This is a genomic window from Mesorhizobium argentiipisi (SeqCode) (assembly GCF_037179585.1).
GTDB classification, from domain to species: domain Bacteria; phylum Pseudomonadota; class Alphaproteobacteria; order Rhizobiales; family Rhizobiaceae; genus Mesorhizobium; species Mesorhizobium argentiipisi.
This window is the reverse complement of sequence record NZ_JAPYKO010000002.1, coordinates 364,951-387,042: the sequence shown is the minus strand read 5'-3', so window position 1 is coordinate 387,042 and position 22,092 is coordinate 364,951. Positions and strand designations below refer to the sequence as shown.

The 22,092-nt window shown below is 64.3% G+C and carries 21 protein-coding genes, 1 other RNA gene and 2 pseudogenes; 14 read left to right on the top strand and 10 right to left on the bottom strand.

All coding sequences use genetic code 11. The features are described from left to right. Nucleotides 1-10: 10 nt before the first annotated feature. Nucleotides 11-979, bottom strand: coding sequence for a Dyp-type peroxidase (locus O7A05_RS04785; protein ID WP_337091815.1), 969 nt, complete (start codon nt 977-979; stop codon nt 11-13). A gap of 193 nt (nt 980-1,172) precedes the next feature. Between O7A05_RS04785 and O7A05_RS04780 the strand changes: the two genes are divergently transcribed. Then, entirely contained in the window at nt 1,173-5,117 is a 3,945-nt protein-coding gene (locus O7A05_RS04780; protein ID WP_337091813.1) for an AsmA family protein, read from the top strand. 36 nt (nt 5,118-5,153) lie between these two features. Here the strand turns inward: O7A05_RS04780 and O7A05_RS04775 are convergent, their stop codons facing one another. Further along, nucleotides 5,154-5,582, bottom strand: coding sequence for a MarR family winged helix-turn-helix transcriptional regulator (locus O7A05_RS04775; protein ID WP_224516360.1), 429 nt, complete (start codon nt 5,580-5,582; stop codon nt 5,154-5,156). Between the two features lie 170 nt (nt 5,583-5,752). On the opposite strand from O7A05_RS04775, the gene O7A05_RS04770 reads away from it, so the two are divergent. Next, nucleotides 5,753-7,558 (top strand): chloride channel protein, encoded by a 1,806-nt coding sequence (locus O7A05_RS04770; RefSeq protein ID WP_337091811.1) that lies wholly within the window; start codon nt 5,753-5,755, stop codon nt 7,556-7,558. On the opposite strand, the gene O7A05_RS04765 is transcribed toward O7A05_RS04770, so the two are convergent. The 4 genes from O7A05_RS04765 to O7A05_RS04750 all read right to left on the bottom strand — a co-directional run bounded on the left by O7A05_RS04765 (nt 7,555) and on the right by O7A05_RS04750 (nt 9,327). Then, complete coding sequence (locus O7A05_RS04765; protein ID WP_337091810.1) at nt 7,555-7,782, bottom strand: ribbon-helix-helix domain-containing protein; 228 nt, start codon at nt 7,780-7,782, stop codon at nt 7,555-7,557. The two genes, O7A05_RS04770 and O7A05_RS04765, sit on opposite strands and share 4 nt — an antisense overlap. Before the next feature lie 8 nt (nt 7,783-7,790). Continuing rightward, the gene (locus O7A05_RS04760; RefSeq protein ID WP_224581438.1) at nt 7,791-7,988 is read right to left on the bottom strand and encodes a DUF4169 family protein; all 198 of its coding nucleotides are present in this window, start codon (nt 7,986-7,988) and stop codon (nt 7,791-7,793) included. An 8-nt stretch (nt 7,989-7,996) separates the two neighbouring features. Beyond that, the gene (locus O7A05_RS04755) at nt 7,997-8,527 is read right to left on the bottom strand and encodes an SspB family protein (RefSeq protein ID WP_337091808.1); all 531 of its coding nucleotides are present in this window, start codon (nt 8,525-8,527) and stop codon (nt 7,997-7,999) included. A 116-nt stretch (nt 8,528-8,643) separates the two neighbouring features. Further along, nucleotides 8,644-9,327, bottom strand: a complete 684-nt coding sequence (locus O7A05_RS04750) for a TetR/AcrR family transcriptional regulator (RefSeq protein WP_337091979.1) — start codon at nt 9,325-9,327, stop codon at nt 8,644-8,646. Between the two features lie 209 nt (nt 9,328-9,536). Between O7A05_RS04750 and O7A05_RS04745 the strand changes: the two genes are divergently transcribed. Next, nucleotides 9,537-10,742, top strand: a complete 1,206-nt coding sequence (locus tag O7A05_RS04745; RefSeq protein ID WP_337091807.1) for a multidrug effflux MFS transporter — start codon at nt 9,537-9,539, stop codon at nt 10,740-10,742. A 53-nt stretch (nt 10,743-10,795) separates the two neighbouring features. On the opposite strand, the pseudogene O7A05_RS04740 reads toward O7A05_RS04745, so the two are convergent. Further along, nucleotides 10,796-11,346 (bottom strand): annotated as a pseudogene (locus O7A05_RS04740) (AAA family ATPase). A gap of 99 nt (nt 11,347-11,445) precedes the next feature. Beyond that, nucleotides 11,446-11,806: a transfer-messenger RNA gene (gene ssrA / locus O7A05_RS04735) on the bottom strand. A 165-nt stretch (nt 11,807-11,971) separates the two neighbouring features. On the opposite strand from ssrA, the gene O7A05_RS04730 reads away from it, so the two are divergent. Both O7A05_RS04730 and O7A05_RS04725 read left to right on the top strand, forming a co-directional pair. Further along, nucleotides 11,972-12,283, top strand: coding sequence for a DUF2853 family protein (locus O7A05_RS04730; RefSeq protein ID WP_337091805.1), 312 nt, complete (start codon nt 11,972-11,974; stop codon nt 12,281-12,283). A gap of 351 nt (nt 12,284-12,634) precedes the next feature. Next, nucleotides 12,635-13,429, top strand: a complete 795-nt coding sequence (locus O7A05_RS04725) for a thymidylate synthase (RefSeq protein WP_337091804.1) — start codon at nt 12,635-12,637, stop codon at nt 13,427-13,429. 13 nt (nt 13,430-13,442) lie between these two features. On the opposite strand, the pseudogene O7A05_RS04720 reads toward O7A05_RS04725, so the two are convergent. Continuing rightward, nucleotides 13,443-13,651: pseudogene (locus O7A05_RS04720) on the bottom strand (TOBE domain-containing protein). Nucleotides 13,652-13,829: 178 nt separating this feature from the next. Between O7A05_RS04720 and modA the strand changes: the two are divergent. The 4 genes from modA to O7A05_RS04700 all read left to right on the top strand — a co-directional run bounded on the left by modA (nt 13,830) and on the right by O7A05_RS04700 (nt 16,887). Then, on the top strand, nt 13,830-14,624 hold the full coding sequence (gene modA / locus O7A05_RS04715; RefSeq protein WP_337091803.1) for a molybdate ABC transporter substrate-binding protein: 795 nt from the start codon (nt 13,830-13,832) through the stop codon (nt 14,622-14,624). A 22-nt stretch (nt 14,625-14,646) separates the two neighbouring features. Further along, a complete protein-coding gene (gene modB, locus O7A05_RS04710) occupies nt 14,647-15,351 on the top strand; it encodes a molybdate ABC transporter permease subunit (protein ID WP_337091802.1) in 705 nt (234 codons plus the stop codon). After that, entirely contained in the window at nt 15,348-16,460 is a 1,113-nt protein-coding gene (gene modC / locus O7A05_RS04705; protein ID WP_337091801.1) for a molybdenum ABC transporter ATP-binding protein, read from the top strand. The genes modB and modC overlap by 4 nt, the downstream gene beginning before the upstream one ends. Nucleotides 16,461-16,545: 85 nt before the next feature. Then, nucleotides 16,546-16,887 carry a winged helix-turn-helix domain-containing protein gene (locus O7A05_RS04700; protein ID WP_140839820.1) on the top strand — a complete coding sequence of 114 codons (342 nt, stop codon included), beginning with the start codon at nt 16,546-16,548 and terminating at the stop codon, nt 16,885-16,887. Nucleotides 16,888-16,952: 65 nt separating this feature from the next. Here O7A05_RS04700 and cobF read toward each other — a convergent pair whose 3' ends face one another. Next, nucleotides 16,953-17,717: a precorrin-6A synthase (deacetylating) gene (gene cobF / locus O7A05_RS04695; RefSeq protein ID WP_337091800.1), complete on the bottom strand. Its 765-nt coding sequence runs from the start codon at nt 17,715-17,717 to the stop codon at nt 16,953-16,955. Nucleotides 17,718-17,858: 141 nt separating this feature from the next. Between cobF and O7A05_RS04690 the strand changes: the two genes are divergently transcribed. The 5 genes from O7A05_RS04690 (at nt 17,859) to O7A05_RS04670 (ending at nt 21,918) form a co-directional block, all read left to right on the top strand. Next, on the top strand, nt 17,859-18,872 hold the full coding sequence (locus O7A05_RS04690) for a DUF4424 domain-containing protein (RefSeq protein ID WP_337091799.1): 1,014 nt from the start codon (nt 17,859-17,861) through the stop codon (nt 18,870-18,872). Beyond that, nucleotides 18,872-19,390 carry a dihydrofolate reductase gene (locus tag O7A05_RS04685; protein ID WP_337091798.1) on the top strand — a complete coding sequence of 173 codons (519 nt, stop codon included), beginning with the start codon at nt 18,872-18,874 and terminating at the stop codon, nt 19,388-19,390. Before O7A05_RS04690 ends, O7A05_RS04685 begins: the two co-directional genes overlap by 1 nt. 246 nt (nt 19,391-19,636) lie before the next feature. Beyond that, nucleotides 19,637-20,743: an FtsH protease activity modulator HflK gene (gene hflK, locus O7A05_RS04680; RefSeq protein WP_337091797.1), complete on the top strand. Its 1,107-nt coding sequence runs from the start codon at nt 19,637-19,639 to the stop codon at nt 20,741-20,743. Further along, complete coding sequence (gene hflC, locus O7A05_RS04675) at nt 20,743-21,726, top strand: protease modulator HflC (RefSeq protein WP_337091796.1); 984 nt, start codon at nt 20,743-20,745, stop codon at nt 21,724-21,726. The genes hflK and hflC overlap by 1 nt, the downstream gene beginning before the upstream one ends. A 6-nt stretch (nt 21,727-21,732) precedes the next feature. Then, entirely contained in the window at nt 21,733-21,918 is a 186-nt protein-coding gene (locus tag O7A05_RS04670) for a DUF2065 domain-containing protein (RefSeq protein ID WP_041011943.1), read from the top strand. Nucleotides 21,919-22,092: the final 174 nt, after the last annotated feature.

The following is a 22,092-nucleotide window of genomic DNA, read 5'->3' as shown; positions in this document are numbered from 1 at the left end:
AGGCCGGCGGCTATCCTCCCACGCCTTCGGCCAGCTTCTGCAGCATCGGCCGCGTCGGCGCGAAGAAGGTCGTGCCGGTATGCGGCGTGGAAAAATCGAGCAGCCGGTCGTACGCGCCGGGCGGCTCGCCGACATACATGCGCTGCAGCATTTTTTCGATCACCCAGAGATAGCGTGTGTAACCGATGAAATAGGTTCCGAACTCGTTCTGCCCCGGACGGCCGAACGGCATGTTGTCGCGCAAAATGTCGTACTCATTGCCGGCGTCGTCCTCGATGGTGGCTAGGGATTTGTGCGATTTACGCGGCTTGTCGTCGTCATCGATCTCGATGTTGTCGATCTTGGTGCGGCCGATGATCTCTTCCTGGACATGCGTCGGCGTCTCTTTCCAAGCCGGCATGTTGTGCAGGTATTTCTGCACGACGACGTAGCTGCCGCCGACAAAATCGCCGTCCTCGTCGCCGATCTGGGCCGAGGCGGGCAGGTCGAGGCCGGTCGGATTGGCGGTGCCGTCGACAAAGCCCAGGAGATCGCGCGCGTCGAAATAGCGAAAGCCGGAGACCTCGTCGGCGACGGTCACGCTGCCGGCAAGGCGGTCCAGCAGGATGCGCTCGAGCTCGAAGCACATGTCGGGCCGCTCGGCGCGGATGTGGAACAGGAGATCGCCCGGCGTCGAGGGCGCCGAATGCGCCGCTCCCTCGATCGGCGCGAAGGGTTTCAACTCGCGCGGCCGGCGGCCGGGCGACAGACGGTTCCAGAGCCCGGCGCCGATGCCGGCGATGCAGGACAGCCGGCCCGACAGGTCGCGGAAGCCGACATTCTTGACGAGATCGTCGAGCTCGCCCAGCACCGATGCGACATTCGAAAGCGCTGCCTCGTCACTGCCGACCGTTACGACGAGGAAAATCGCAGCCGTCGACAACGGAGCGTCGACGCTCTGCGCGTCGATCGGCACTCTGTCCCAGTTCTTGCCTGACATCGGGAACGCTCCGTGTTGGGTTCAGATTGTCGCGGCCAAGGACGTGACCGGAAGGGCGGGAATCCGGAAAAGAGATATCGCGAGCGCGATCGGTCGCGCAACCGGAGAGATTGGCGGCGCCAGGCGCTGAATTGCCTCTTTATCGACACGCGGATGCGGGTAGAGTGCGGCTGACTTTCAATCCGGGAAACAGATGCTCGCCCGCCTGTTCGTGATCTTCGGTGGCCTGTTCGTGCTGGTGCTGTGCGCGGCGCTGGTGGTGCCGTATTTCATCGACTGGACGGGTTACCGGGGCGATTTCGAGCGTGAGGCCAGCGCAATCCTCGGCCGAAAGGTGACGGTGAAGGGCGATGCCACCGCGCGGCTGCTGCCGTTTCCGTCGGTGACCTTCTCGAATGTCGAGGTCGCGGGCGGGCCGGAAGGCAAGCCTGCGATGACGGTCGAGACCTTCTCCATGGATGCGGAGCTCGCGCCATTCCTGCGCGGCGAAGTGCTGATCTTCGACATGCGGCTGGTGCATCCCAGGGCGATCATCAATATCGCGGGCGACGGTACCGTCGACTGGACGCTCCGGCCGTCGACACCCTTCGACCCCGGCCAGATCGCCATCGAGAAGCTGTCGGTAACCGAGGGGCAGATCGAACTTCGCCACGCCGCCGGCGGACGCAGCCACCTGATCTCCGAGATCAACTCTACCATTTCGGCCAAGGCGCTCACCGGTCCATGGCGCATGGACGGAACGCTGCGCGTCGACGGCCTGCGCGCCGACGTCTCGGCTTCAACCGGCAAAGTGGAACCGGACGGCCAGATGCGGCTCAGGCTGAAAGCCGATCCCGATGCGTATCCGCTGATGATCGAGGCCGACGGCAATGCTGGCATCGTCAAGGGCGCCGCGGTCTATTCCGGCCAGTTCAAGATCTCGGGCGCGGACAAAAACGGTGTCGACAGGAATTCGGTCGAGCTGCACGGCAACGATGGCGAGCCGGTCAAGATCGGCACCGGCAAGCCCGATCCAGGTTTCCGGCTGAACGGCCAATTCGCGCTCGACCACCAGAAGCTCAATGTCGACGAGTTCCGCTTCGAGACCGGGCCGCTCGACAATCCCTATACCGCCGACGGCAAAGCCTCGGTCGATCTCGGCCTGAAGCCGCATTTCTCGGTCGAGGCCAGCGGGGCGCAGGTGCAGTTCGACGAAGCTCTCGGCGGAGCCACCGGCTCAGGCTTCACGCTCGACCAGCGCATCGCGGCATTGGAGCAGACGCTGCAACACATGCCGAAGCCGACGATACCGGGCACGGTCGAGGTAAGGCTGCCGGCGGTGGTAGCGGGCGACACGACGGTGCGCGACGTGCGGCTGTCGGCCGAGCCGGTCGAAGGGGGCTGGTCTGTCAAGTCGCTTGCCGCGACGCTGCCGGGCCGCACGACGCTCGAAGCCGACGGCTTATTGAGCGTCGAAGACCATTTCGGCTTCACCGGCTCGCTGCTGCTGGCCGTCGGACAGCCTTCCGGCTTTGCCGCCTGGCTGTCGAAGGATGTCGACGAGGCGATCCGCCGACTGCCCGCGGCAGGCTTCAAGGCCAAGGTCGATCTCAGTGAGAACCGGCAGTCCTTCAGCGATCTCGAACTCATCCTCGGCAAGGCGAAATTTGCGGGCAGCATCGAGTCCAGCCAGCCGGACGGCGCCAGGCCATCGGTGCTGATGCGGCTGACGGGCGGCGAGATCGACCTGGACGGACTCGCGGCCTTCGCCTCGATCTTCATCAGCGACAAGGGCGCCAATCGCTTTTCGGATCGCGATCTCGATTTCCAGATCAAGGCGGGTCCGGTCAGCGCCGGCGGGTTCAGCGCAGATAGTGTCGATACGGCGCTGCGGCTGCGCGAGGGTCTGCTCGAGATCGACCGGCTCTCGATCGGCGGCCTGGCCGGCGCCTCGATCAGCGCCACGGGCCGGATCAAGGATTTTCCGCAGAGCCCGACAGGCAAGCTCAACGCTTCCGTGGTGGCTGTGGACCTCAAGCCGCTGATCGATGTCGCGGCCCAGCACTATCCCGGCAATGGCGTGCTCAAAGGCCTGGCCAGCCGTGCGGCGGCCTATCCCGAACTGTTCCAGGACGCGCGCATCGATCTCTTGACCAGCGCCGCCGACAATGGCGACGGCACCACCGGCCTGGCACTCTCAGCCCAGGGCAAGACCGGCGGCTCGGCCTTCTCGGCCTCGCTTTCCGGCAAGGGAACCGCGGACAAGCTCTCCGAGGCGCCGGTATCGATCACCTTCAACGCCCGCAATGACAATGCCGCAACGCTGCTTGCGCTTTACGGCCTGCCGGCGCTTCCCCTCGGCATGCTCGGCCACGCCAACACCGAGGTCTCGGCGAAGGGCTCGGTCGCCGGCGGTCTCGCGACCAGCTTCAACCTGACGGCCGACGACTTCAGGGCAAGCTTCGACGGAACCGTCGCCGAGACGGCGCAAGGCGCCACCGCCAAAGGCAAGGTCAATCTTAGTGCCGCCGATATCGAGCCGTGGCTGATGACGACGGGGGTAGGCTTGCCCGGCATGGGAACCGGAACATCGGCGTCGCTGGCGGCCGATGCCGATTTCGGCAATGGGCTGCTGGTGCTGAGCGGCCTCACCGGTTCGATCAACAAGGCGGCGGTGTCCGGCGACGTCAACATCGACGCCAAGGACGGGCTGCCGCATCTTGCGGGAGCGCTGGCGCTCGACGAGCTCGACCTCGATCCGCTGGCGGTCTCGCTGTTCGGCGACCAGTCCTTCGCGCCCGCCAAAGGCGGATGGCCGCCGACGCCGTTCAGCCAGAAGTCGACCTTGCCGTTCAACGCAGACGTCGATCTCAACACATCGGCGCTCGCCGTCGGGTCCTTCGCCACGGCGCATGACGCTTCATTCTCGCTGAAGCTCGATCGCGAAGGCATCCACGTCTCGGACCTCAAGGCGAAGCTTTACGGCGGCGATTTGACCGGCCTGTTCGACCTGAAGAACACGGAGGGCACCGGCCTGTTCTCCGGCCAGATGAGACTCGCCGGTAGCGATCTTTCTGCGATCCTGCCTGGCGCCGGCATCGGCGGCAGCGGCGACCTTTCAGCCGCGCTGTCGACCAGCGGCAAATCGGTCGATGCCATGATCGCGGCCCTGTCCGGATCCGGAACCGCGGCGCTGAAGGGATTGAAGGTGGACGGTATCAATCCGGACGGCTTTGCCGCCATCCTCGCCAAGGCCGATGCGATCGGACGCGATATCGACGCGGCCAAGACGGCGGAGTTCGCGCCACAGATCGCAAGCGACGGCAGCTTTGCCGCCGGTGACACCGATGTGGCCTTCACCGTCGCCAATGGCACGTTGCGGGCGCCGCCGATCAGCCTTGACAATCCAGGAGCGACCTTGTCCGCCGACGTGACCGCCGATCTCAACACGAGCACCGTCACGGCAAAGGGGACGTTGGCCTACCGCCCCGGTGACGAGGCGCTGGTCGGTTCCGAACCGGCCGTCAGTTTCAGCCTGGCCGGTCCGCTCGGGGCGACCGCACCCCAATTCGACAGCGGTCCGCTGGCTCAGTTCCTGACGCAGCGCGCGCTGGAGAAGGAGCAGCAGCGGGTCGAGGCGATGCAGGCTGTGCTGCTCGAAAAACAGCGGCTGCGGCGCGAGGTGCGCTATTACGCGGCGCTGCAAACGGAGCGCGACAAGGCGGCCGAGGAGTTGCGCCGGCAAGAGGAAGAGGCGCGGCAGAAGGCAGAGGCGGCAGCCAAGGCAAAAGCCGAGGCTGAAGCGCAGGCACAGGCGGAAGCCGAGGCAAAAGCCAAGGCCGACGAAGAGGCGAGGGCGAAGGCGGAAGCTGACGCCAAGGCGCAGGCCGAAGCGGACGCCAAGGCGCAGGCCGATGCGCAGGCGAAGGCCGACGCCGAGCAGCGGGCCGCGGACGAGGCGGCCAAGGCGCAGGCAGAGGCCGATCGCAAGAAGGCGGAGCAGGCGAAGCTGGAAGCAGCACGCAAGGCGGCCGAGCAAACGCCGAAGGCCGATCGGTCGCTGCCCGGCGTCAATGACGGTTCGACCCCGGCGCCGGCGAAGCCAAAGGCCAACCCGTTCACGATCGACAATCTGTTGAAGTCGCTCGACGGCGGTTGAGCTTCACGTCACACGTAGCGAAATCAGCCACTGCGCCTAAGATTCTTCCTGGCGCGAGAGCAGACGCCGCAGCATCGGCTCTATCCGGGAAAGCTCGTCGAGATGCGTGGCCGACAAGTCGGCCAGGCGATCGTCGGCCAAAGGGGTGAGCTGCAGCAAGACGCGGCGGTGATCGCTCTTGTCCTGATCGCGTATCACCAGGCCTGCCTCGGCAAGGCGGTTCACCAGTTCCACGGCGCTGTGGTGGCGGATGCGCAGCCGCTCGGCAAGATCGCCCACCGCCACCGGTCCGCCGCCTGGAAATCCCTTGATCGCCAGCAGCGCCTGGTGCTGGCGCGGCGTAAGGCCCGCTTCATTGGCCTGGACCTGGCTGAATTCGAGAAAGCGGCGGATCAGATAACGGAACTGCGACAGCCGCTGATAGTCGGCCTGGCTGATCGCGGGACGTGGTTTCGGCGGCGTCATTCCCCGACTTATGGTCCTTTCCCGTAAAAGCTCAACAGGCCGTCGCGTTCCTTGTCCAAAATGACGCGGAGCAGGAATCGAAAACCACTTGAAGATTTATATCGTGTTACGATATGAGGCCGCCTGAAACCGGACGGCCTTCGCGCCGCCAGAAAGTTCAGGCTCCCCAAATGAAATCCGCTCACGCCGGCAACGGCCATCTTCGCGACTTCACGACCGATCCGCGCGTGCTGCTCATCGCGGCCATCGCCGTGGTGGTGGCGACCGCCGGGCTCTTCGCCGGCATCGTACTCCTGCAGCTCATCCGTCTTGCCACCAACATCGCCTATTTCGGCCAGTTCTCGCTGGCCGACCTCAAGCTCGAGGATACGCCGCTGGGGCTTGCCGCGGTGCTCGTGCCGGTGATCGGCGCGCTGATCATCGGACTGATGGCACGCTTCGGCAGCGAGAAGATCCGCGGCCACGGCATTCCCGAGGCCATCGAAGCGATCCTGCTCGGGCGCTCGCGGCTCGACGCCAAGGTCGCGGTGCTGAAGCCGCTGTCGTCGGCGATTTCGATCGGCTCGGGCGGACCGTTCGGCGCCGAAGGCCCGATCATCATGACCGGGGGCGCCATCGGCTCGCTGATCGCGCAGATGCTGCCGGTCAGCGACAATGAACGCAAAACGCTGCTGGTGGCAGGTGCCGCGGCCGGGATGACCACGGTGTTCGGCACGCCGATCGCCGCCATCATGCTTGCCGTCGAGCTGCTCCTGTTCGAATGGACGCCGCGCAGTTTCATCCCGGTCGCCGTCGCCGCGATCGTCGCGGAAGTCGAGCGCACGCTGCTGCACCTGCCGGGCCCGATCTTCCCGTTCTCCGGAACCATGGAGGCATCGATAGCCGGACTGGGCGGCTGGGTGCTGGTCGGCATCGTCGCCGGGCTGCTTTCGGGACTGCTGACGCAATTGGTCTATGCCTGGGAGGACGCTTTCCTGAAGCTGCCGATCCACTGGATGTGGTGGCCGATGATCGGCGGCCTGGTGGTCGGTATCGGCGGCTTGATCGAGCCGCACGCGCTCGGCGTCGGCTACGACAACATCGCCAATATGCTCGACGGCCGCACGGTTGCCACTGCAGCGCTGCTGCTTCTGGTGGTGAAGGCCGTCATCTGGTCGGTGGCGCTGGGTTCGGGAACCTCGGGCGGCGTGCTGGCGCCGCTGCTCATCATGGGCGGCGCGATGGGAGCGGTGCTCTCGGGCATCCTGCCCGAGGCAAGCCCCGGTTTCTGGCCGCTGCTGGCGATGGCGGCGACGATGGGCGGCACCATGCGCGCACCGCTAACCGCGACCTTCTTCGCCACCGAGCTCACCGGCAACACGCATGTGCTGGTGCCGCTGATCGCGGCCTGCGCCACAGCGCATGCGGTCACCGTGCTGTTGATGAAGCGCTCGATCCTGACTGAGAAAGTGGCGCGGCGCGGGCACCATCTCGTGCGCGAATACCGTGTCGATCCTTTCGCGCTGACCAGGGTCAAGGAAGTGATGACGACCAAGGTCGAGAGCGTGCCGGCGACGATGACGCTGCATTGCGCCGCGACCTTCTTGACCGCGCCGGACACGCGGCATCCGAGCTTCCCGGTGATCGATGAAGCGGGGCATGTGCTCGGCGTCATCGATCCGCCGGCGATCCTGCGCTGGCGTCGTAACGGCAAGCACCGCAAGGCGACGCTGGGCGAGCTGCTCGCCGGCAGCAAGATCACACTCGCTTATCCGGACGAATATCTGGAAGCGCTTTCCGACAAGCTGCTCACCGCCAACGTCTCGCACCTGCCGGTCGTCTCACGCGAGGATGAACGGCTCGTCGGCTATATCGGCTGGAAAGACATGATGCGGGTAAGGTCGAAAAAGCAGGCGGAGGAGCGCGACCGCACCGCATTGCTGAGCTTCAGCGCGAAGCGCAAGGCGCAACAAAACGTCAGCGATAGCGCGGCCTAGGTCGCGACGCCGCCGCGTTTTGCCCAGGCCAGCACATAGAGCCTCAGCGCGGATGACAGGTTGGCGTCCCGCGTGCGCGTCTCGTCGATCTCAGCGACCAGAGCCGCGAGCGACAACGAGCGCTCGGCGGCGATGGCGATGAGGTCTTCGTAGAAGGGCTGCTCCAGGGAAAAGCTGGTGCGGTGACCGCGGATCGTTACCGAACGTTTTTCGACCGCGGCCATTGCAGGACTCAGCGCTTGCCTGGGTCGTCGGGTTTTTCCCGGCGATGGCCGGCCACGAATTTCTCGGCCTTCTCCGACGTCAGCCGGTCACGCTCGCGCTCTGGCTTCGAGCGGCCGTACAGGGCCCGGTTCTCGCTTGCCTGGCGTTCCTTCTCGGTGCGCGCTTTCTGCTTGCGGGCCTGGCGGAGATTGACGACCTCGCCCATGACGCTGGCTACTTCTTGCGGAAGGCGTCGAGCGAAACGACGTCGGCGCCCTTGCCGCCGGTCTCGGCGACCGCCGGTTTCTTTTCGGCCTCGGCGGCCTTCTTTTTCGTTTCCGACTTCTTCTCCGGAACCACGGCGACCGGTTCAGGCGCCGGAGCGGCGGTCTCGTCTTCGGCGCCCTCCGTCTTGACGTCGAATTCGAGTTCGAAATTCACCGACGGATCATAGAAGCCGCGCACGGCGGAGAAGGGGATTTCGAGCTTTTCCGGCACATCGGAGAAGGAAAGCCCGACCTCGAAGCCGGCATCCGTGACCTTGAGGTCCCAATACTGGAACTGGATGACGATGGTCATCTGCTCCGGATAGCGCTCGCGCAGCCTCGAGGAGATGCGCACGCCCGGCGCGCCGGTCAGGAAAGTGATGAAGAAATGATGATTGCCCGGAAGGCCGGTGCGCGCGACTTCGGCCAGGACCTTGCGCATGACGCCGCGCAGAGCCTCCTGGGCCAGAATGTCGTAGCGGATGTGGTCGTCGGCCATCTGATGGTCGGGTTCCGTTGAATCGTCCGCATAGCTGTAATCAAGCTTGAGCGCGGCGTAAACCGCATATAGGCGCAAAGGCGTGAGGCCAAGAGGGCTGCCGGCGATTTGATCGCTCAGGCGTGAACAAGCGCCGCCTGTTTGCCGGCTGGCGACTTCTTCCTGGCGAAGGCGCTAAGAAAGGTCCGTACGCCATTGGTGGCGGAGCGCAGCACCTCTTCCTCGGTAGGCATGCCGCCCAGCATGAAGGTGATCTGAAGCTCGGCGTTGACGAGGGCCAGGAACTGGCGCGCCGCGACGTCGGGGTCGCCGATCGACAGATGTCCGGCGAAGGCAAGCCGGGCGAAGCGCGCGGCAAGCGCCGACCATGTGCGGCCCGGGCCATGCTCGCGCCATTCGGCAAACAGTTCCGGATAACGCCCGCCTTCGGCCTGGATCAGCTTCCGCAGGAAACGGCCGTCGCGGTTGCAGATGCAGTTGCGGTTCATGCGCACGGCAAAGGCGATCAGGTCGGCTTCCAAATCCGCAGGCTGGTCGGGGAAGCTGGCGATGGTGGCGAAGATGCCGGCATTGCAGCGCTCCGTCAGGTCGCGCACGACGGCGACGAAAAGCTTTTCCTTGTCGCCGTGATGATTATAGACCGTCTGCCGCGAGACGCCGGCCTCGGCCGCGATCAGGTCGATATTGGCGCCCGCATAGCCTTCGCGGCAGAATACGGAAGCGGCTGCATCCACCACCGACACGCGCTTGGCCTCGTGGCTGCGTGGCGGGAAGGTGTCAGGAGAAACGCCGGGCTTCATGAACATCTATATAGCGGTGATTGACGAATTGGACAAGCCTGTCTAAATTTGTGGACACGACAAAGGGGAATCCCACCGGAGAGACGAACATGTGCGCCCTGAACAGGCGAATGAATTCGCTCTGAAGTGTAGGATTTCCCGCGGGATGGAACGTCCTGGATTCAGACGCCGGTATTTGCGGCTGCAACCAGATCCGAAAGAGCCTTATCATGAGTCCCAAATTCCTCCGCATCGCGGTCGTGCTCGGCTTGTTGTCCGCGATCGGCCCGTTTGCGATCGATATGTATCTCCCTGCGCTGCCTTCGATCGGCGAGGACCTGCATGCCGGCACCGCTGCCGTGCAGATGAGCCTTTTGATCTTCTTCCTGTCGATGGGTTTTGGGCAGATCGTCGTCGGCCCGATCTCCGACATGGTCGGCCGCAAGGCACCGCTTTACGCCGGCCTCGCGCTGTTCATGGTCGGCGGCGTCGGCTCGGCGATGGCGCCGAGCATCGAGTGGCTGATCGCCTTCCGCTTCCTGCAAGGTCTCGGCGCCAGCGCCGGCATGGCGGTGCCGCGCGCCATCGTGCGCGACCTGCACACCGGCAACGAGGCCGCCAAGCTGATGTCGCTTCTGATGCTGGTGTTCTCGGTGTCGCCGATCCTCGCGCCGCTGACCGGCAGCCAGATCATCGAGAGCTTCGGCTGGCGCGCCGTGTTCTGGACGGTGACGGGCGCGGCGGCGCTTGCAACGATCCTGCTTGCCACCTCGCTCAAGGAGACGCGGCCAGTCGAAGAGCGCGCCGGCTCGTCCTTCGGCACGGCGCTTGCCGGCTACCGCTACCTGATGGGCGATCGCAACTTCCTCGGCCTTGTGGCGATCGCAGGCTTCGGCATTGCGAGCTTCTTCGTCTATCTGTCGAGCTCGTCCTTCATCCTGATCGACCATTACGGCCTGTCGCCGTCGGTCTACAGCGTGTTCTTCTCGATCAACGCGGTCGCCTTCATCGGCATGTCGCAGCTGACCGGGCTGCTGGCCGACCGCTTTGGTTTGAAGCGTGTCGTCTGGGTGGCGGTCACCGGTTATGCCACGGTGATGGTGGCGCTTTTCGCAATCATGGCGTCCGGCGTCGACCGGTTGGACGTCATGGCCGCCCTGCTCTTTGTCGGCTACGGCTTCCTCGGCCTGGTCATCCCGACCACTTCGGTGCTGGCGATGGAAGAGCATGGCGAGATCGCCGGCACGGCCTCGGCGCTAATGGGCACGCTGCATTTCGCCATCGGCGCGCTGGCGATGGGCGTCGCCGGCATCTTCTTCGACGGCACGCCGCTGCCGATGGTGGCGGGCATCGCGCTGTGCGCCGTGATCTCGTTCACGCTGGCCAAGCTGACGCTCGGCCGCGCGCGCGAAGCGGTCGAGGCGCCGGCGGAGTAGGGCGCGTCGAAACAACCAAAAAAAGGCCGGGCTAGCCCCGGCCTTTTTCATATCTATCGCAAACCCGCTTGATCGATGACGAAGCGCAGCCGTTCCTCGACCGGCACAAGCGGCAAGGCCACCAACTCATAACCGAGCTCCGCATGGACGCCGGTCACCGAGCGGAATGTGCGCTCGGCCTCGTCGAGCGTCTGTTTTCGCTCCTCGTCCTGAGTGAAGATCTCCGGCCATGGCGGCGCGACGAAGACGCGGCGCGCGTAGCGGAATTTTCGCGCCGCGCTCGTGACGTGGTCCGGCACCGGCAGGCCGCAGAGCCTGAGATAGCCGATCGTGTCGGGCACGCCGCGGTCGAAGAAGACGAGGCCGGGTTCGGCATGCGCGGCGTGCCAGGAGCGCAGCTCCCAGGACAGCATCAACTCGGCAAAGAGCGCGCGGTCCTGCCAGGGAAGGGCAGGGCCGCCGATGGCCATCTGGTCGCGGATGATGCCGCGCCCAGCTTCGGGCGCGGTCGCGAAGCCCTCGGTTCGCCGCGCCTCATCAGCGTGGTCTTGCCCGAGCCGGGGCCGCCGGTCAGCACGAAGAATCGGTCGGAATCGTCTTGCATCGCTTGTCCATGGGCGATGAGCGGCAGGGCTGTCGCAGCGGATCAAGCGCCGGACGAGCCTTGGCCGTTCGGTGATTGGGGAGAAGCAAGGAGGGGGAAGGTGGAGGTTTCTGTTGCCAGGTACCTCCGAACCCCGCCTAGAAGTGCGAACCCCTAGGACTTGATTTGAAGCGTTCGCGCCGCATTAAGCAGCGAGACGAGCTTCCGCATAGTTGTCGTTGGCAACTATAAGTTTAGCCCGATAACGGTGGTACAATGCCGGGCAAAAGTACGATCTTTACACCTTCGTCGATCCTATTTCGCCCCCAGCAAAAGCCGCTCCGTCAGCCAGAGCGGTTTTTGGTGGAGGCGCCGGGTACCGCCCCCGGGTCCGAACGGCTTATTTCATCGCCTGTTTATCGCCATAGTCGGTCAAGCCGACGAAGCGAATATAGGGAGCGACAACGGAAAAAGAAAGGCCAAACCGGCTCTTATCCGGTTAGGCCAATGCACAGCCAAGGGTTGACTTGCGCGCCTACTCAATCAAATCTCGCTCGCGGTGAGGAGTCTCTGACCTAGCGCACGGTTGCGCGGCGCGCCACAAGCCTCACCGACCGGATCCGTGGCGCCGACGAGGGGAAGTTCGATGGCCGATTATCTTGCGGATGTGATGAAATACGATGCCGGCGCCAGCGCCGACGCGGTCGATAAGATCGTCAAGCATCTGGGCATTGCGCTCAGGAACCGCGATTCCTCGCTGGTGTCCTGCACCGACCCGAAGGAACTCGACCGCGTGCGGGAGAACTGGATCGGCAAGAAGCTCGGCGTTGCCGATGCCGCAAAGGCGAATGCCTCGATCGAGAAGACCTGCAAGGCGATGCAGGCCGACAACACCAAAAGCCGCGTGACCTTTTACTATCTGGTTGCCAAGGATCTCGGCAAACTCGGCTCTCTCTGACGGTCGAGCGTCGGCTAGCGAAGACTGGTGCGGCAAGGCTGTCGCGTCGGATTTGAATTTACGGCGCTGCCCCTCATCCGGATGCCGCCATCTTCTCCCGTATAGTAACGGGGAGAAGGATGCTCTCTTGGCGATTTCGTCAATCGCCACCGTTGCAAGAAACGCGGCAGCGCCGCAGCCAGCGCTTTCTCCCCGTCACTTTACGGGGAGAAATGCCCGGCGGGGCAATGAGGGACGGCACGAGCGTTTGGAAGGGTGGCGGTGCACAAGCGCTGTTCGCGCCTGTTTTGGTGTGTCCGGCAGCCCATCCGTCGGCTATGATATCCCACGATACGAATCGAGGCGGAGCCGATGCGCCAATATCTCGACCTGTTGAAGCATGTGCTGGAGAACGGTGCCGATCGCGGCGACCGTACCGGGACAGGCACGCGCTCGGTGTTCGGCTACCAGATGCGCTTCGACCTTTCGCGCGGCTTTCCGGTCACGACCACCAAGAAGCTGCATCTGAGGTCGATCATCCACGAGCTTCTGTGGTTCCTGGCCGGCGATACCAATATCAAATATCTCAACGACAACGGCGTCACCATCTGGGACGAATGGGCCGACGAGAACGGCGATCTCGGCCCGGTCTATGGCAAGCAGTGGCGCTCATGGCCGGACGGGCATGGCGGCGAAATCGACCAGATCGCGAATCTTCTGAAGGAGATACGCCGGAATCCTAACTCGCGCCGGCTGATCGTCTCGGCCTGGAATCCGGCCGAAGTCGAGGCGATGGCGCTGCCGCCCTGCCACTGTCTATTCCAGTTCTATGTTTCGGAAGGCCGGCTCTCCTGCCAGCTTTACCAGCGCTCTGGCGACATCTTCCTCGGCGTGCCGTTCAACATCGCCTCCTATGCCCTGCTTACCATGATGGTAGCGCAGGTGACCGGGCTGAAGCCCGGCGACTTCGTCCATACGCTCGGCGATGCACATCTTTATTCGAACCATTTCGAGCAGGCGCGCGAGCAGATGCGGCGCACGCCCAAGGCCTTGCCGACGATGTGGATCAATCCTGAGGTGAAAGACCTTTTCGCCTTCCGCTTCGAGGATTTCCGCCTCGAAAACTATTTCGCGGATGCGAATATCAAGGCGCCTATCGCGGTATGAGCCAGCCTTCGGCTCAGTCGATGCCGACCATGACGTCCGAGGCCTTGATCACCGCATAGGCCTGCTTGCCTTTTTCGAGCGCGAGGTCGGCGACCGATCGTTGGTGATCGACGCGGTGACGATGGCGCCGCCACCGGTGTCGATCCTGACATGGGAGGTGGTGGCTCCTTTGACGATCTGCGTGACCTTAGCCTTCAGAACGTTGCGGGCGCTGATCTTCATGCGTCTCTCCTTGAGCCTCGCTGCTTCTTGAGCCTCGCTGCTTCGCCTTCCTCGTAGGCTGAGATCACGCCGCCGCACAATGCCGCGACAGGTGAAAAGCCTTCCCTTGTTATGTTCAGACGGATATATCGGTCTAAGGCTTTGGGCGGTACGGATTTTGAAACCAGGGAGAGACTTCATGACGGGCAAGGGTTTCGGGTTGAAGGCGGCCGCAATTGGCGGTCTGACAGCGATGCTGATGGCCGCAGTGCCTGCGGCCCTTGCCGACGGCAAGGTGGTCGTCTTCGCGGCGGCGAGCCTCAAGAACGCGCTTGACGCCGTCAACAAGGCCTGCGAGCCGGAAGTCGGCGAAGCCGCGACCATCTCCTACGCGGCGAGCTCGGCGCTGGCCAAGCAGATCGAAGGCGGTGCGCCGGCCGACATTTTTGTCTCGGCTGACCTCGACTGGATGAAATATCTCTCCGACAAGAAGCTGACCAGGCCCGACACCGAAGTGAAGCTGCTCGGCAACCAGATCGTGCTAGTGGCGCCGAAGGATTCCACGATCGAGACCAAGGTCGAGAAGGGCTTCGACCTCGCCAAGCTGATCGGCGACGGCAAGCTTGCCATGGGCGATTTCAAGGCCGTTCCGGCCGGCAAATACGGCAAGGCGGCGCTGGAATCGCTGGGCGTGTGGTCGTCGGTCGAGGGCAAGGTCGCGCAGGCTGAGAATGTGCGCGCAGCACTTAAGCTGGTGGCGACGGGCGAGGCGGCGCTGGGCATCGTCTACGCCACCGACGCGCATGCCGAAAAGGGCGTCAAGGTCGTCGGCACCTTTCCGGAAGATTCGCACCCGCCGATCATCTATCCGATTGCCCAGACCGCCGATTCGAAGGACAAGGATACGGCTGCCTTCCTGAAATGCGTCGAGTCGGCCAGGGCCGCCGAGCTCTTCAAGGAGCAGGGTTTTACGGTGCTCGCGCCGAGCAACTGAGAAAGACCGCGCAAACGCTAACATGAACTGGCTGCTGGACCTCACTCCCGACGAATGGAATGCGGTCCGGCTGTCGATCAAGGTGGCGACAGTGGCGATGATCGCCAGCCTGCCGCCCGGCGTCCTGCTCGCGCTCCTGCTCGCGCGGGGGCGTTTCTGGGGCAAGACGCTGCTCAACGGGCTGGTGCATCTGCCGCTGATCCTGCCGCCGGTGGTGACCGGTTATCTGCTGTTGCTCACCTTCGGCCGGCGCGGGCCGGCCGGCGCTTTCCTTGCCGAGCATTTCGGCATTGTCTTTTCGTTCCGCTGGACGGGCGCGGCACTGGCCTGCGGGGTCATGGGCTTCCCGTTGATGGTGCGCGCCATCCGGCTGTCGATCGAGGCGGTCGACCGCAAAATGGAGGCCGCCGCCGGCACACTCGGCGCCAACCCGCTCTGGGTGTTCGCCACCATCACGCTGCCGTTGATCCTGCCCGGCCTGATCGCCGGCGCGATCCTTTCGTTCGCCAAGGCGATGGGCGAATTCGGCGCCACCATCACCTTCGTCTCCAACATCCCCAACGAGACACAGACGCTGCCCTCGGCGATCTACACCTTCACGCAGGTGCCTGGCGGCGACGAAGGCGCTCTCAGGCTGACGCTGATCTCGATCGTCATCTCGATGGTCGCGCTCATCGCCTCGGAAGCGCTGGCGCGGCGCGTCGGCCGGCGGATGGACATCGAATGACGGTCTCCGTCGAAATCCGCCATCAGCTGGGCGAATTCGCCCTGGAGGCGCGTTTCGAGAGCGCCGGCCGGCTGACGGCGCTGTTCGGGCCATCGGGCTCGGGCAAGTCCACGCTGATCAACCTGATCGCGGGCCTGATCCGTCCGGACACGGGGCGTATCTCGGCCGACGGCAACGTGCTGGTCGACACCGCCGCGCGGATCTTCGTGCCCATGCACAAGCGGCGCATCGGCATGGTGTTCCAGGATGCGCGGCTGTTCCCGCATATGAGCGTCGCCGGCAATCTGCGCTATGGTCGCTGGTTCACGCCGGCGTCCGAACGCTACGCCAAGATGGATGCGGTGGTCGACCTGCTCGGCATCGGTCACCTGCTCGACCGGCGGCCGGCGAAACTGTCGGGCGGCGAAAGGCAGCGTGTCGCGATCGGCCGCGCGCTGCTTGCCAGCCCGAAACTGCTTCTGATGGACGAGCCACTCGCCTCGCTTGACGAAGCGCGCAAGGCCGAGATCCTGCCCTATATCGAACGGCTGCGCGACGAGACGAAGATCCCGATCGTCTATGTCAGCCATTCCGTCGCCGAGGTGGCGCGGCTCGCGAGCGATGTCGTGGTGCTTTCGCAAGGCAAGGTCGCGGCCGCGGGGCCGACCGAGGCGATCATGCAGCGGCTGGACCTGTTGCCGGCGGAGGAGCGCGGCGAGGGCGGAGCGGTGCTCGACACCAAGGTCCTGCGCCACGATGAGGCTTTCGGCATGACCGTGCTTGCCTCGCAGGCCGGCGAAATCCGCGTGCCGCGGCTGGCCCGGCCGGTCGGAGCGACGGTGCGGCTGCGCATCCGGGCCCGCGACGTCATGATCGCGACCGAGCAGCCGACCGGCCTCAGCGCGCTCAACATATTGGCGGGGACGATCGCGGCGGTCCGGCCTGGCATAGAACCGACGGTGGAAATCGCCATCGACTGCAGCGGCGCGATCGTGCTGGCGCGTATCACCGAACAGTCCAAACACACCCTTCGTCTGACGCTCGGCCACAAGGTCTTCGCGGTGATCAAGACAGTGAGCTTCGACAGCGCGACGACCGGGGCAGGGCTGTCGGTTGAGGCGGATGGTTGACGAAGGAGCAATATCGCTATGTCGATTTGGAATAGCGATCTGGTGGCGGAGGAGGTAGTCTCGGCATGATCGCGGAGGACAGGACATGCCATCGTTGAGCCTGCGGATAAATCTCGACCCCGACGGCCGGATCGGCCCGGGCAAGATCGAACTGCTGGAACAGATCGCCGCCTTCGGCTCGATCTCGGCCGCGGCGCGCGGCATGGAGATGTCCTATAAGCATGCCTGGGACCTGGTTGAGGACATGAACCGCGTGTTCGGCAAGCCGCTGGTCGCGGCGCAGACCGGCGGCCGCAAAGGCGGTGGCGCGCAGTTGACGTCGGCGGGGTTGGCCGTGGTCAGCCGTTTCAGGGCGATAGAGCGAGCCGCTTCATCGGCCGCCGCGGTTCATATGCAGGCTCTGCAGGCGGAGATCGATGCTGGGTAGGGCAGTAGGGAGTGATGTCCTGGCCGCCTGCGCATGCGATGTGCGTCCCCTACTGCCCTACTGCCTTATTCCCCTAATTTCTTCAGCAGATAGGTGTCCATGATCCAGCCCTTCTTGCGCCGGGCTTCTTCGCGGACCTTCTCGATTTCGGCGCCGACATCGCCCAGGCGCCCGGAAATGACGATCTGATCCGGCGTGCCGAGATAGGCGCCCCACTGGATGAGGACGTCCTTGTCGGTAAGCGTGTTGAAGGCGCATTTGCCGTCGAGCATGACGACCGTGGAGCCGGCATTGGCGGACAGCCCTTCTTCGGTCAACCGCCGCCCGGTGGTGACCAGGATCGAATCGCCGATGCGGTTGAGCGCGGTCGCGTGGGCGGCGGCCAGCGCCTGGATCGCGGTAATGCCGGGGATGACTTCGAGCTCGAAACCGACATTGCCTCTGAGGCGCACGCGCTCGAGGATGCGCAGCGCGCTGTCATAGAGCGACGGGTCGCCCCAGATCAGGAAGGCGCCGCAGCCGTCTTCGGCAAGCTCGTTGCGGATCAGGGTTTCGTAGATCTCCGCTATCGCTTCGTGCCAGTCGTCGACTGTCACACGATAGGACGACGTCGGCTCGGCCCGAACCGGCACATCGAACTCGACCCGGCGCGATTTTGGATTGGTGACGAAGCGGTCGCAGATCCGCCGGCGCAAATCGGCAAGATCGTCCTTCTTCGCTCCCTTGTCGGGAATGAACAGCACGTCGGCGCGGTTCAGGCCGTCTATGGCCTGGACCGTCATGTGGTCGGGATTGCCGGCTCCGATGCCGATGACGAGAAGCTTGCGCATGGCGATCTCCTGCCCGATCGGCGGCGCGGTGTCCAGAAGTACCCGTATCGAGCGACGAAGGGCTTTGAAACGCTACCTTGAAACGGGTAGATGGAAGAGCGCATCCGGCTGATCCCGGTAGCGCGGCATTGAGGAGGGTCCATGTTACGCACCGTACTGACCGCAGCGCTGGCAATCATGGCCGCTCCGGCCTTCGCCAATGATTCCGTCGCCGAACTCGGCACCGGCGGGCTGATCCTGTCTCGAAGCGACGCCGTTGCCATGCAGAGCGAGGATCTTTTCATCTCGCCGGAGAAGGTGACGGTCGACTATGTGTTCCGCAACAACACCGACAAGGATGTCAGTTCCATCGTCGCGTTTCCGATGCCCGACATCGAGGGCGATCCCAACGAGATGCCGGCGATCCCGGAGGCGCAGAGCGACAATTTCCTCGGCTTCGAGGTGACCATCGACGGCGTCGATGCGAAACCCCAGCTCGAGCAAAGGGCGTTTGCGCTGGGCATCGACATCACCGCCGACCTCAAGGCCCAGAACGTGCCGCTCTATCCATTCGGCGACGCCGCCAAGGCGGCGCTGGCGAAGCTGCCCAAGGATGTCACCAAGGACTGGGAAGACCGCGGCATCATCATCGAAGATACCGCCGATGACGGTTCGGGCATGCAGACCGCCTATGTGCCCTTCTGGCAACTGCGCTCGACCTACTGGTGGCGCTCGACCTTCCCGGCCAACAAGGAGGTCCATGTCTCGCACCGCTACAAGCCCAGCGTCGGCGGCACTTCCTCGGTCAGTTTCTTCTATGACGGCCAGTTCCAGGGCCAGTATGCGGCCTACAAGAACCGCTATTGCATGGACGGCGCATTCGAGAACGCGGTGCGCAGGGCCGCGAAGGAAAATCCCGACGGCTACCCGAAATATTACGAGAGCCGGATCGCCTACATCCTGACCACGGGGGGCAACTGGGCCTCCGGCACCATCGGCAATTTCAAGCTCACCATCGATAAGGGCAGCCCCAAAAACCTCGTCTCCTTCTGCGGCGACAATGTCAAAAAGGTCGGGCCGACGACGTTCGAGACCACCGCGAAGGATTTCTATCCCGAGCACGATATCGACATCCTGCTGCTGGAGCCGTCGGACAATGGCGGGAACGGCGGCTGATGGACATCGCGATCTATGTCGCCATTGCCGAAAACGGCGTGATCGGCCGCGAAGGCGGCCTGCCGTGGCGGCTTTCCACCGATCTCAAGCGCTTCAAGGCCGACACGATGGGCAAGCCGATCATCATGGGCCGTAAGACCTATGAAGGCATCGGCCGGCCGCTGCCCGGCCGGCTCAACATCGTGGTGACGCGCGACAAAGCCTGGCGCGCCGAAGGCGTCGAGGTGGCCCACTCACTGGATGACGCGATCGCGCTGGCCAAGGTGCGCGGCCGCTGCATGGCGGGAGCGGAGGAGATCTGCGTGGTCGGTGGCGGCGAGATCTATGCCCAGGCCTTGCCGCTTGCCGACCGGCTGCATGTGACTCATGTGCTGGCCAGCGTCGATGGCGATGCGCATTTTCCGCCGATCGACCCAGGCATCTGGCAAGTCGTCAGCGCCGAGGATTTTCCCGCCGGCGAGAAGGACAGCCACGCGACGCGCTACACCGTCTACCAACGCCGCCGCGACAGTCATTGATGACGACAAACGGTCGCTACCGGCCCGAATCGGACGGTGGCGATGGCACATCGCGTTGAAAGCGGGCCAAGGCGTCCCTATAGAAGAACGGTGTTGTAGCGGCGCGCGTCCAACCGGACGCGCAAGAGGTCGCCGTAATACTTTGATTTTGGGGCATGATTCCTTTCGAAAACCGATATGGGTTTTCGTGGTCATGCGCTAGGATTGAGCCGCAAGGCCTGAGGGAACCGAAGCGAAAGGACATTCATGCCCTGGAACGACAAGAGCGGTGGCGGCGGCCCATGGGGCGGCGGCGGCAATCAGGGGCCCTGGGGGCAGGGACCGAAAGGGCCAAGCGGCCCGCCGGGTTCGCCCCCCGATCTCGAGGATATCATCCGCCGCGGCCAGGACAGGCTGCGGCGCGCGCTTCCGGGCGGTGGCGGCGCCAGCCCGGCCGTGCTCGGGCTGATCGCGCTGGCCCTCATCGTGCTCTGGGCTTTCAAGGCGATCTATACCGTGCAGCCCGACGAGGTTGCCGTCGAACTGCGCTTCGGCCAGCCAAAGACCGAGCTTTCGCAGCCGGGCCTGCATTTTCACTGGTGGCCGATCGAAACGGTCGAGACCGCCAAGATCTCCGAGCAGCTCGTCAGCATCGGCGGCGGCTCGAGCAGCGGCTCCGGGCTGATGCTCTCCGGCGACCAGAACATCGTCAACGTGCAGTTCTCGGTCGCCTACCAGGTCTCCGATCCCAAGGCCTATCTGTTCGACGTTTCCGATCCCGACGGCATGCTGACCCAGGTTGCCGAGAGCGCCATGCGCGAAGTCGTCGGCCGGCGTCCGGCGCAGGACATCTTCCGCGACGATCGCCAGGGCATCGCAACGGGGGTGCGCGAGATCATCCAAGGCACGCTTGACGGCTACAAGACCGGCCTCCAGGTTAACGCGGTCTCGATCGAGGACGCAGCGCCCCCGCGCGAGGTGGCCGATGCGTTCGACGAGGTGCAGCGCGCCGAGCAGGACGAGGACAAGTTCGTCGAGCAGGCCAACCAGTATTCCAACCAGAAGCTCGGCCAGGCGCGCGGCCAGGCGGCGCAGATCCGCGAGGACGCGGCAGCCTACAAGAACCGCGTCGTGCAGGAAGCGGAAGGCGAGGCGCAGCGCTTCATCTCCGTCTACAACGAATATGCCAAGGCGCCCGACGTCACGCGCAGGCGGCTTTATCTTGAAACCATGGAGAAGATCCTGAAGGACTCGAACAAAGTCGTCGTCGAGCAGGGCAATGGCCAGGGCGTGCTGCCTTACCTCCCGTTGCCGGCCTTGCAGCCAAAGACGCCGCCGGCGCCCCTCGGCGTCACGACGGGAGGTAACCAGTGATGGCAAACCGTGTTCCCGTCATCGCGGTCGTCGCGGCTGTCCTGTTGTTCCTGCTCTACTCCTCGATCTTCGTGGTCAATGCGGGCCAGCAGGCGATCGTTCTGAGATTTGGCGAGATCATCGACGTCAAGAGTGAGCCTGGGGTCTACTTCAAGGCGCCGTTCGCCTTCTTCGATGCCGACAGCGTGCAGATGGTCGAGAAGCGGGTGATGCGCTTCGACCTCGACAACATCCGCGTCCAGGTCTCGGGCGGCAAGTTCTACGAGGTCGATGCTTTCATCGCCTACCGCATCTCGGATCCGCGCACGTTCCGCGCGGCGGTGTCCGGCCAGGTGGAATTGGCTGAGGCACGTCTGAAGACGCGTCTCGACGCGGCGCTGCGCCGTGTCTACGGCCTGCGCGACTTCGAGGCAGCTCTTTCGGAAGAGCGCGGCAACATGATGCGCGAGGTGCGCGACCAGCTTCGTCCCGACGCAACCTCGCTCGGCCTCGACATCGAGGATGTGCGCATCCGCCGGACCGATCTGACGGCGGAGGTCTCGCAACAGACCTATGACCGCATGAAGGCCGAGCGCCTGGCTGAGGCCGAGCGGCTGAGAGCCCGCGGCAACGAGGCGGCACAGCGCATCAGGGCGCGCGCCGACCGCGAGGTCGTCGAGATCGTCGCCGAGGCGCAGAAGGAATCGGAAATCCTGCGCGGCGAGGGCGAGGCGCAGCGCAGCGCGACCTTTGCGGACGCCTATAAGCGCGATCCGGCCTTCTTCGATTTCTATCGCTCGATGAACGCTTACGGCACGGCGCTGGACAGCACCGGAACGACGATGGTGCTCTCGCCCGAATCCGAGTTCTTCCGCTACTTCCGCGATCCGGACAGCAAGCCCGGGCCGGCACCTTCGGCGCCACCTGCCGCGCCTGCGACGGCACCGGCCGCGCCTGCGACGGCACCGGCCGCGCCTGCGACGCAACCCGGACCTGCCCAGTAGCGGGCGGTGCAGGATTTTCTGGCGGCAATCGGCCTGGTCCTGGTGATCGAAGGGCTGGTCTATGGAGGGTTTCCGGCTTTGGCCCGGAAACTCGCCGCCGAGGTGCTGTCGATGCCGGAAAATATGCTGCGGATCGGCGGGCTGGCGGCGATCGCCATAGGTGTCGGCATCGTCTGGCTGGTCCGCGGCTAGATCAGGATGACGTTTCGTTGAATCGCCATGCTGATCTAAGTCTTCGTTGGATTGCTTGAATGAAAATTCCTTGGTGCCGAAGCGATTGACGATTTATCTTCCGCCGATAGCTATAGCCGCAAACGTGCCTTATTTCTTGCCAAGATGAGCCGGACAGGCGCCTTTGCGGATGCG

What these genes read in the sequence shown, in the direction of transcription:
- O7A05_RS04775 (WP_224516360.1), bottom strand. Translation starts at nt 5,582, where the DNA reads ATGACGCCGCCGAAACCACGTCCCGCGATCAGCCAGGCCGACTATCAG.
- modB (WP_337091802.1), top strand. Translation starts at nt 14,647, where the DNA reads ATGAACTGGCTGCTGGACCTCACTCCCGACGAATGGAATGCGGTCCGG.
- O7A05_RS04690 (WP_337091799.1), top strand. Translation starts at nt 17,859, where the DNA reads ATGTTACGCACCGTACTGACCGCAGCGCTGGCAATCATGGCCGCTCCG.
- O7A05_RS04765 (WP_337091810.1), bottom strand. Translation starts at nt 7,782, where the DNA reads ATGGCCGCGGTCGAAAAACGTTCGGTAACGATCCGCGGTCACCGCACC.
- O7A05_RS04785 (WP_337091815.1), bottom strand. Translation starts at nt 979, where the DNA reads ATGTCAGGCAAGAACTGGGACAGAGTGCCGATCGACGCGCAGAGCGTC.
- hflC (WP_337091796.1), top strand. Translation starts at nt 20,743, where the DNA reads ATGGCAAACCGTGTTCCCGTCATCGCGGTCGTCGCGGCTGTCCTGTTG.
- O7A05_RS04725 (WP_337091804.1), top strand. Translation starts at nt 12,635, where the DNA reads ATGCGCCAATATCTCGACCTGTTGAAGCATGTGCTGGAGAACGGTGCC.
- O7A05_RS04745 (WP_337091807.1), top strand. Translation starts at nt 9,537, where the DNA reads ATGAGTCCCAAATTCCTCCGCATCGCGGTCGTGCTCGGCTTGTTGTCC.
- O7A05_RS04755 (WP_337091808.1), bottom strand. Translation starts at nt 8,527, where the DNA reads ATGGCCGACGACCACATCCGCTACGACATTCTGGCCCAGGAGGCTCTG.
- O7A05_RS04760 (WP_224581438.1), bottom strand. Translation starts at nt 7,988, where the DNA reads ATGGGCGAGGTCGTCAATCTCCGCCAGGCCCGCAAGCAGAAAGCGCGC.
- modA (WP_337091803.1), top strand. Translation starts at nt 13,830, where the DNA reads ATGACGGGCAAGGGTTTCGGGTTGAAGGCGGCCGCAATTGGCGGTCTG.
- O7A05_RS04770 (WP_337091811.1), top strand. Translation starts at nt 5,753, where the DNA reads ATGAAATCCGCTCACGCCGGCAACGGCCATCTTCGCGACTTCACGACC.
- O7A05_RS04700 (WP_140839820.1), top strand. Translation starts at nt 16,546, where the DNA reads ATGCCATCGTTGAGCCTGCGGATAAATCTCGACCCCGACGGCCGGATC.
- O7A05_RS04685 (WP_337091798.1), top strand. Translation starts at nt 18,872, where the DNA reads ATGGACATCGCGATCTATGTCGCCATTGCCGAAAACGGCGTGATCGGC.
- O7A05_RS04750 (WP_337091979.1), bottom strand. Translation starts at nt 9,327, where the DNA reads ATGAAGCCCGGCGTTTCTCCTGACACCTTCCCGCCACGCAGCCACGAG.
- modC (WP_337091801.1), top strand. Translation starts at nt 15,348, where the DNA reads ATGACGGTCTCCGTCGAAATCCGCCATCAGCTGGGCGAATTCGCCCTG.
- cobF (WP_337091800.1), bottom strand. Translation starts at nt 17,717, where the DNA reads ATGCGCAAGCTTCTCGTCATCGGCATCGGAGCCGGCAATCCCGACCAC.
- hflK (WP_337091797.1), top strand. Translation starts at nt 19,637, where the DNA reads ATGCCCTGGAACGACAAGAGCGGTGGCGGCGGCCCATGGGGCGGCGGC.
- O7A05_RS04780 (WP_337091813.1), top strand. Translation starts at nt 1,173, where the DNA reads ATGCTCGCCCGCCTGTTCGTGATCTTCGGTGGCCTGTTCGTGCTGGTG.
- O7A05_RS04730 (WP_337091805.1), top strand. Translation starts at nt 11,972, where the DNA reads ATGGCCGATTATCTTGCGGATGTGATGAAATACGATGCCGGCGCCAGC.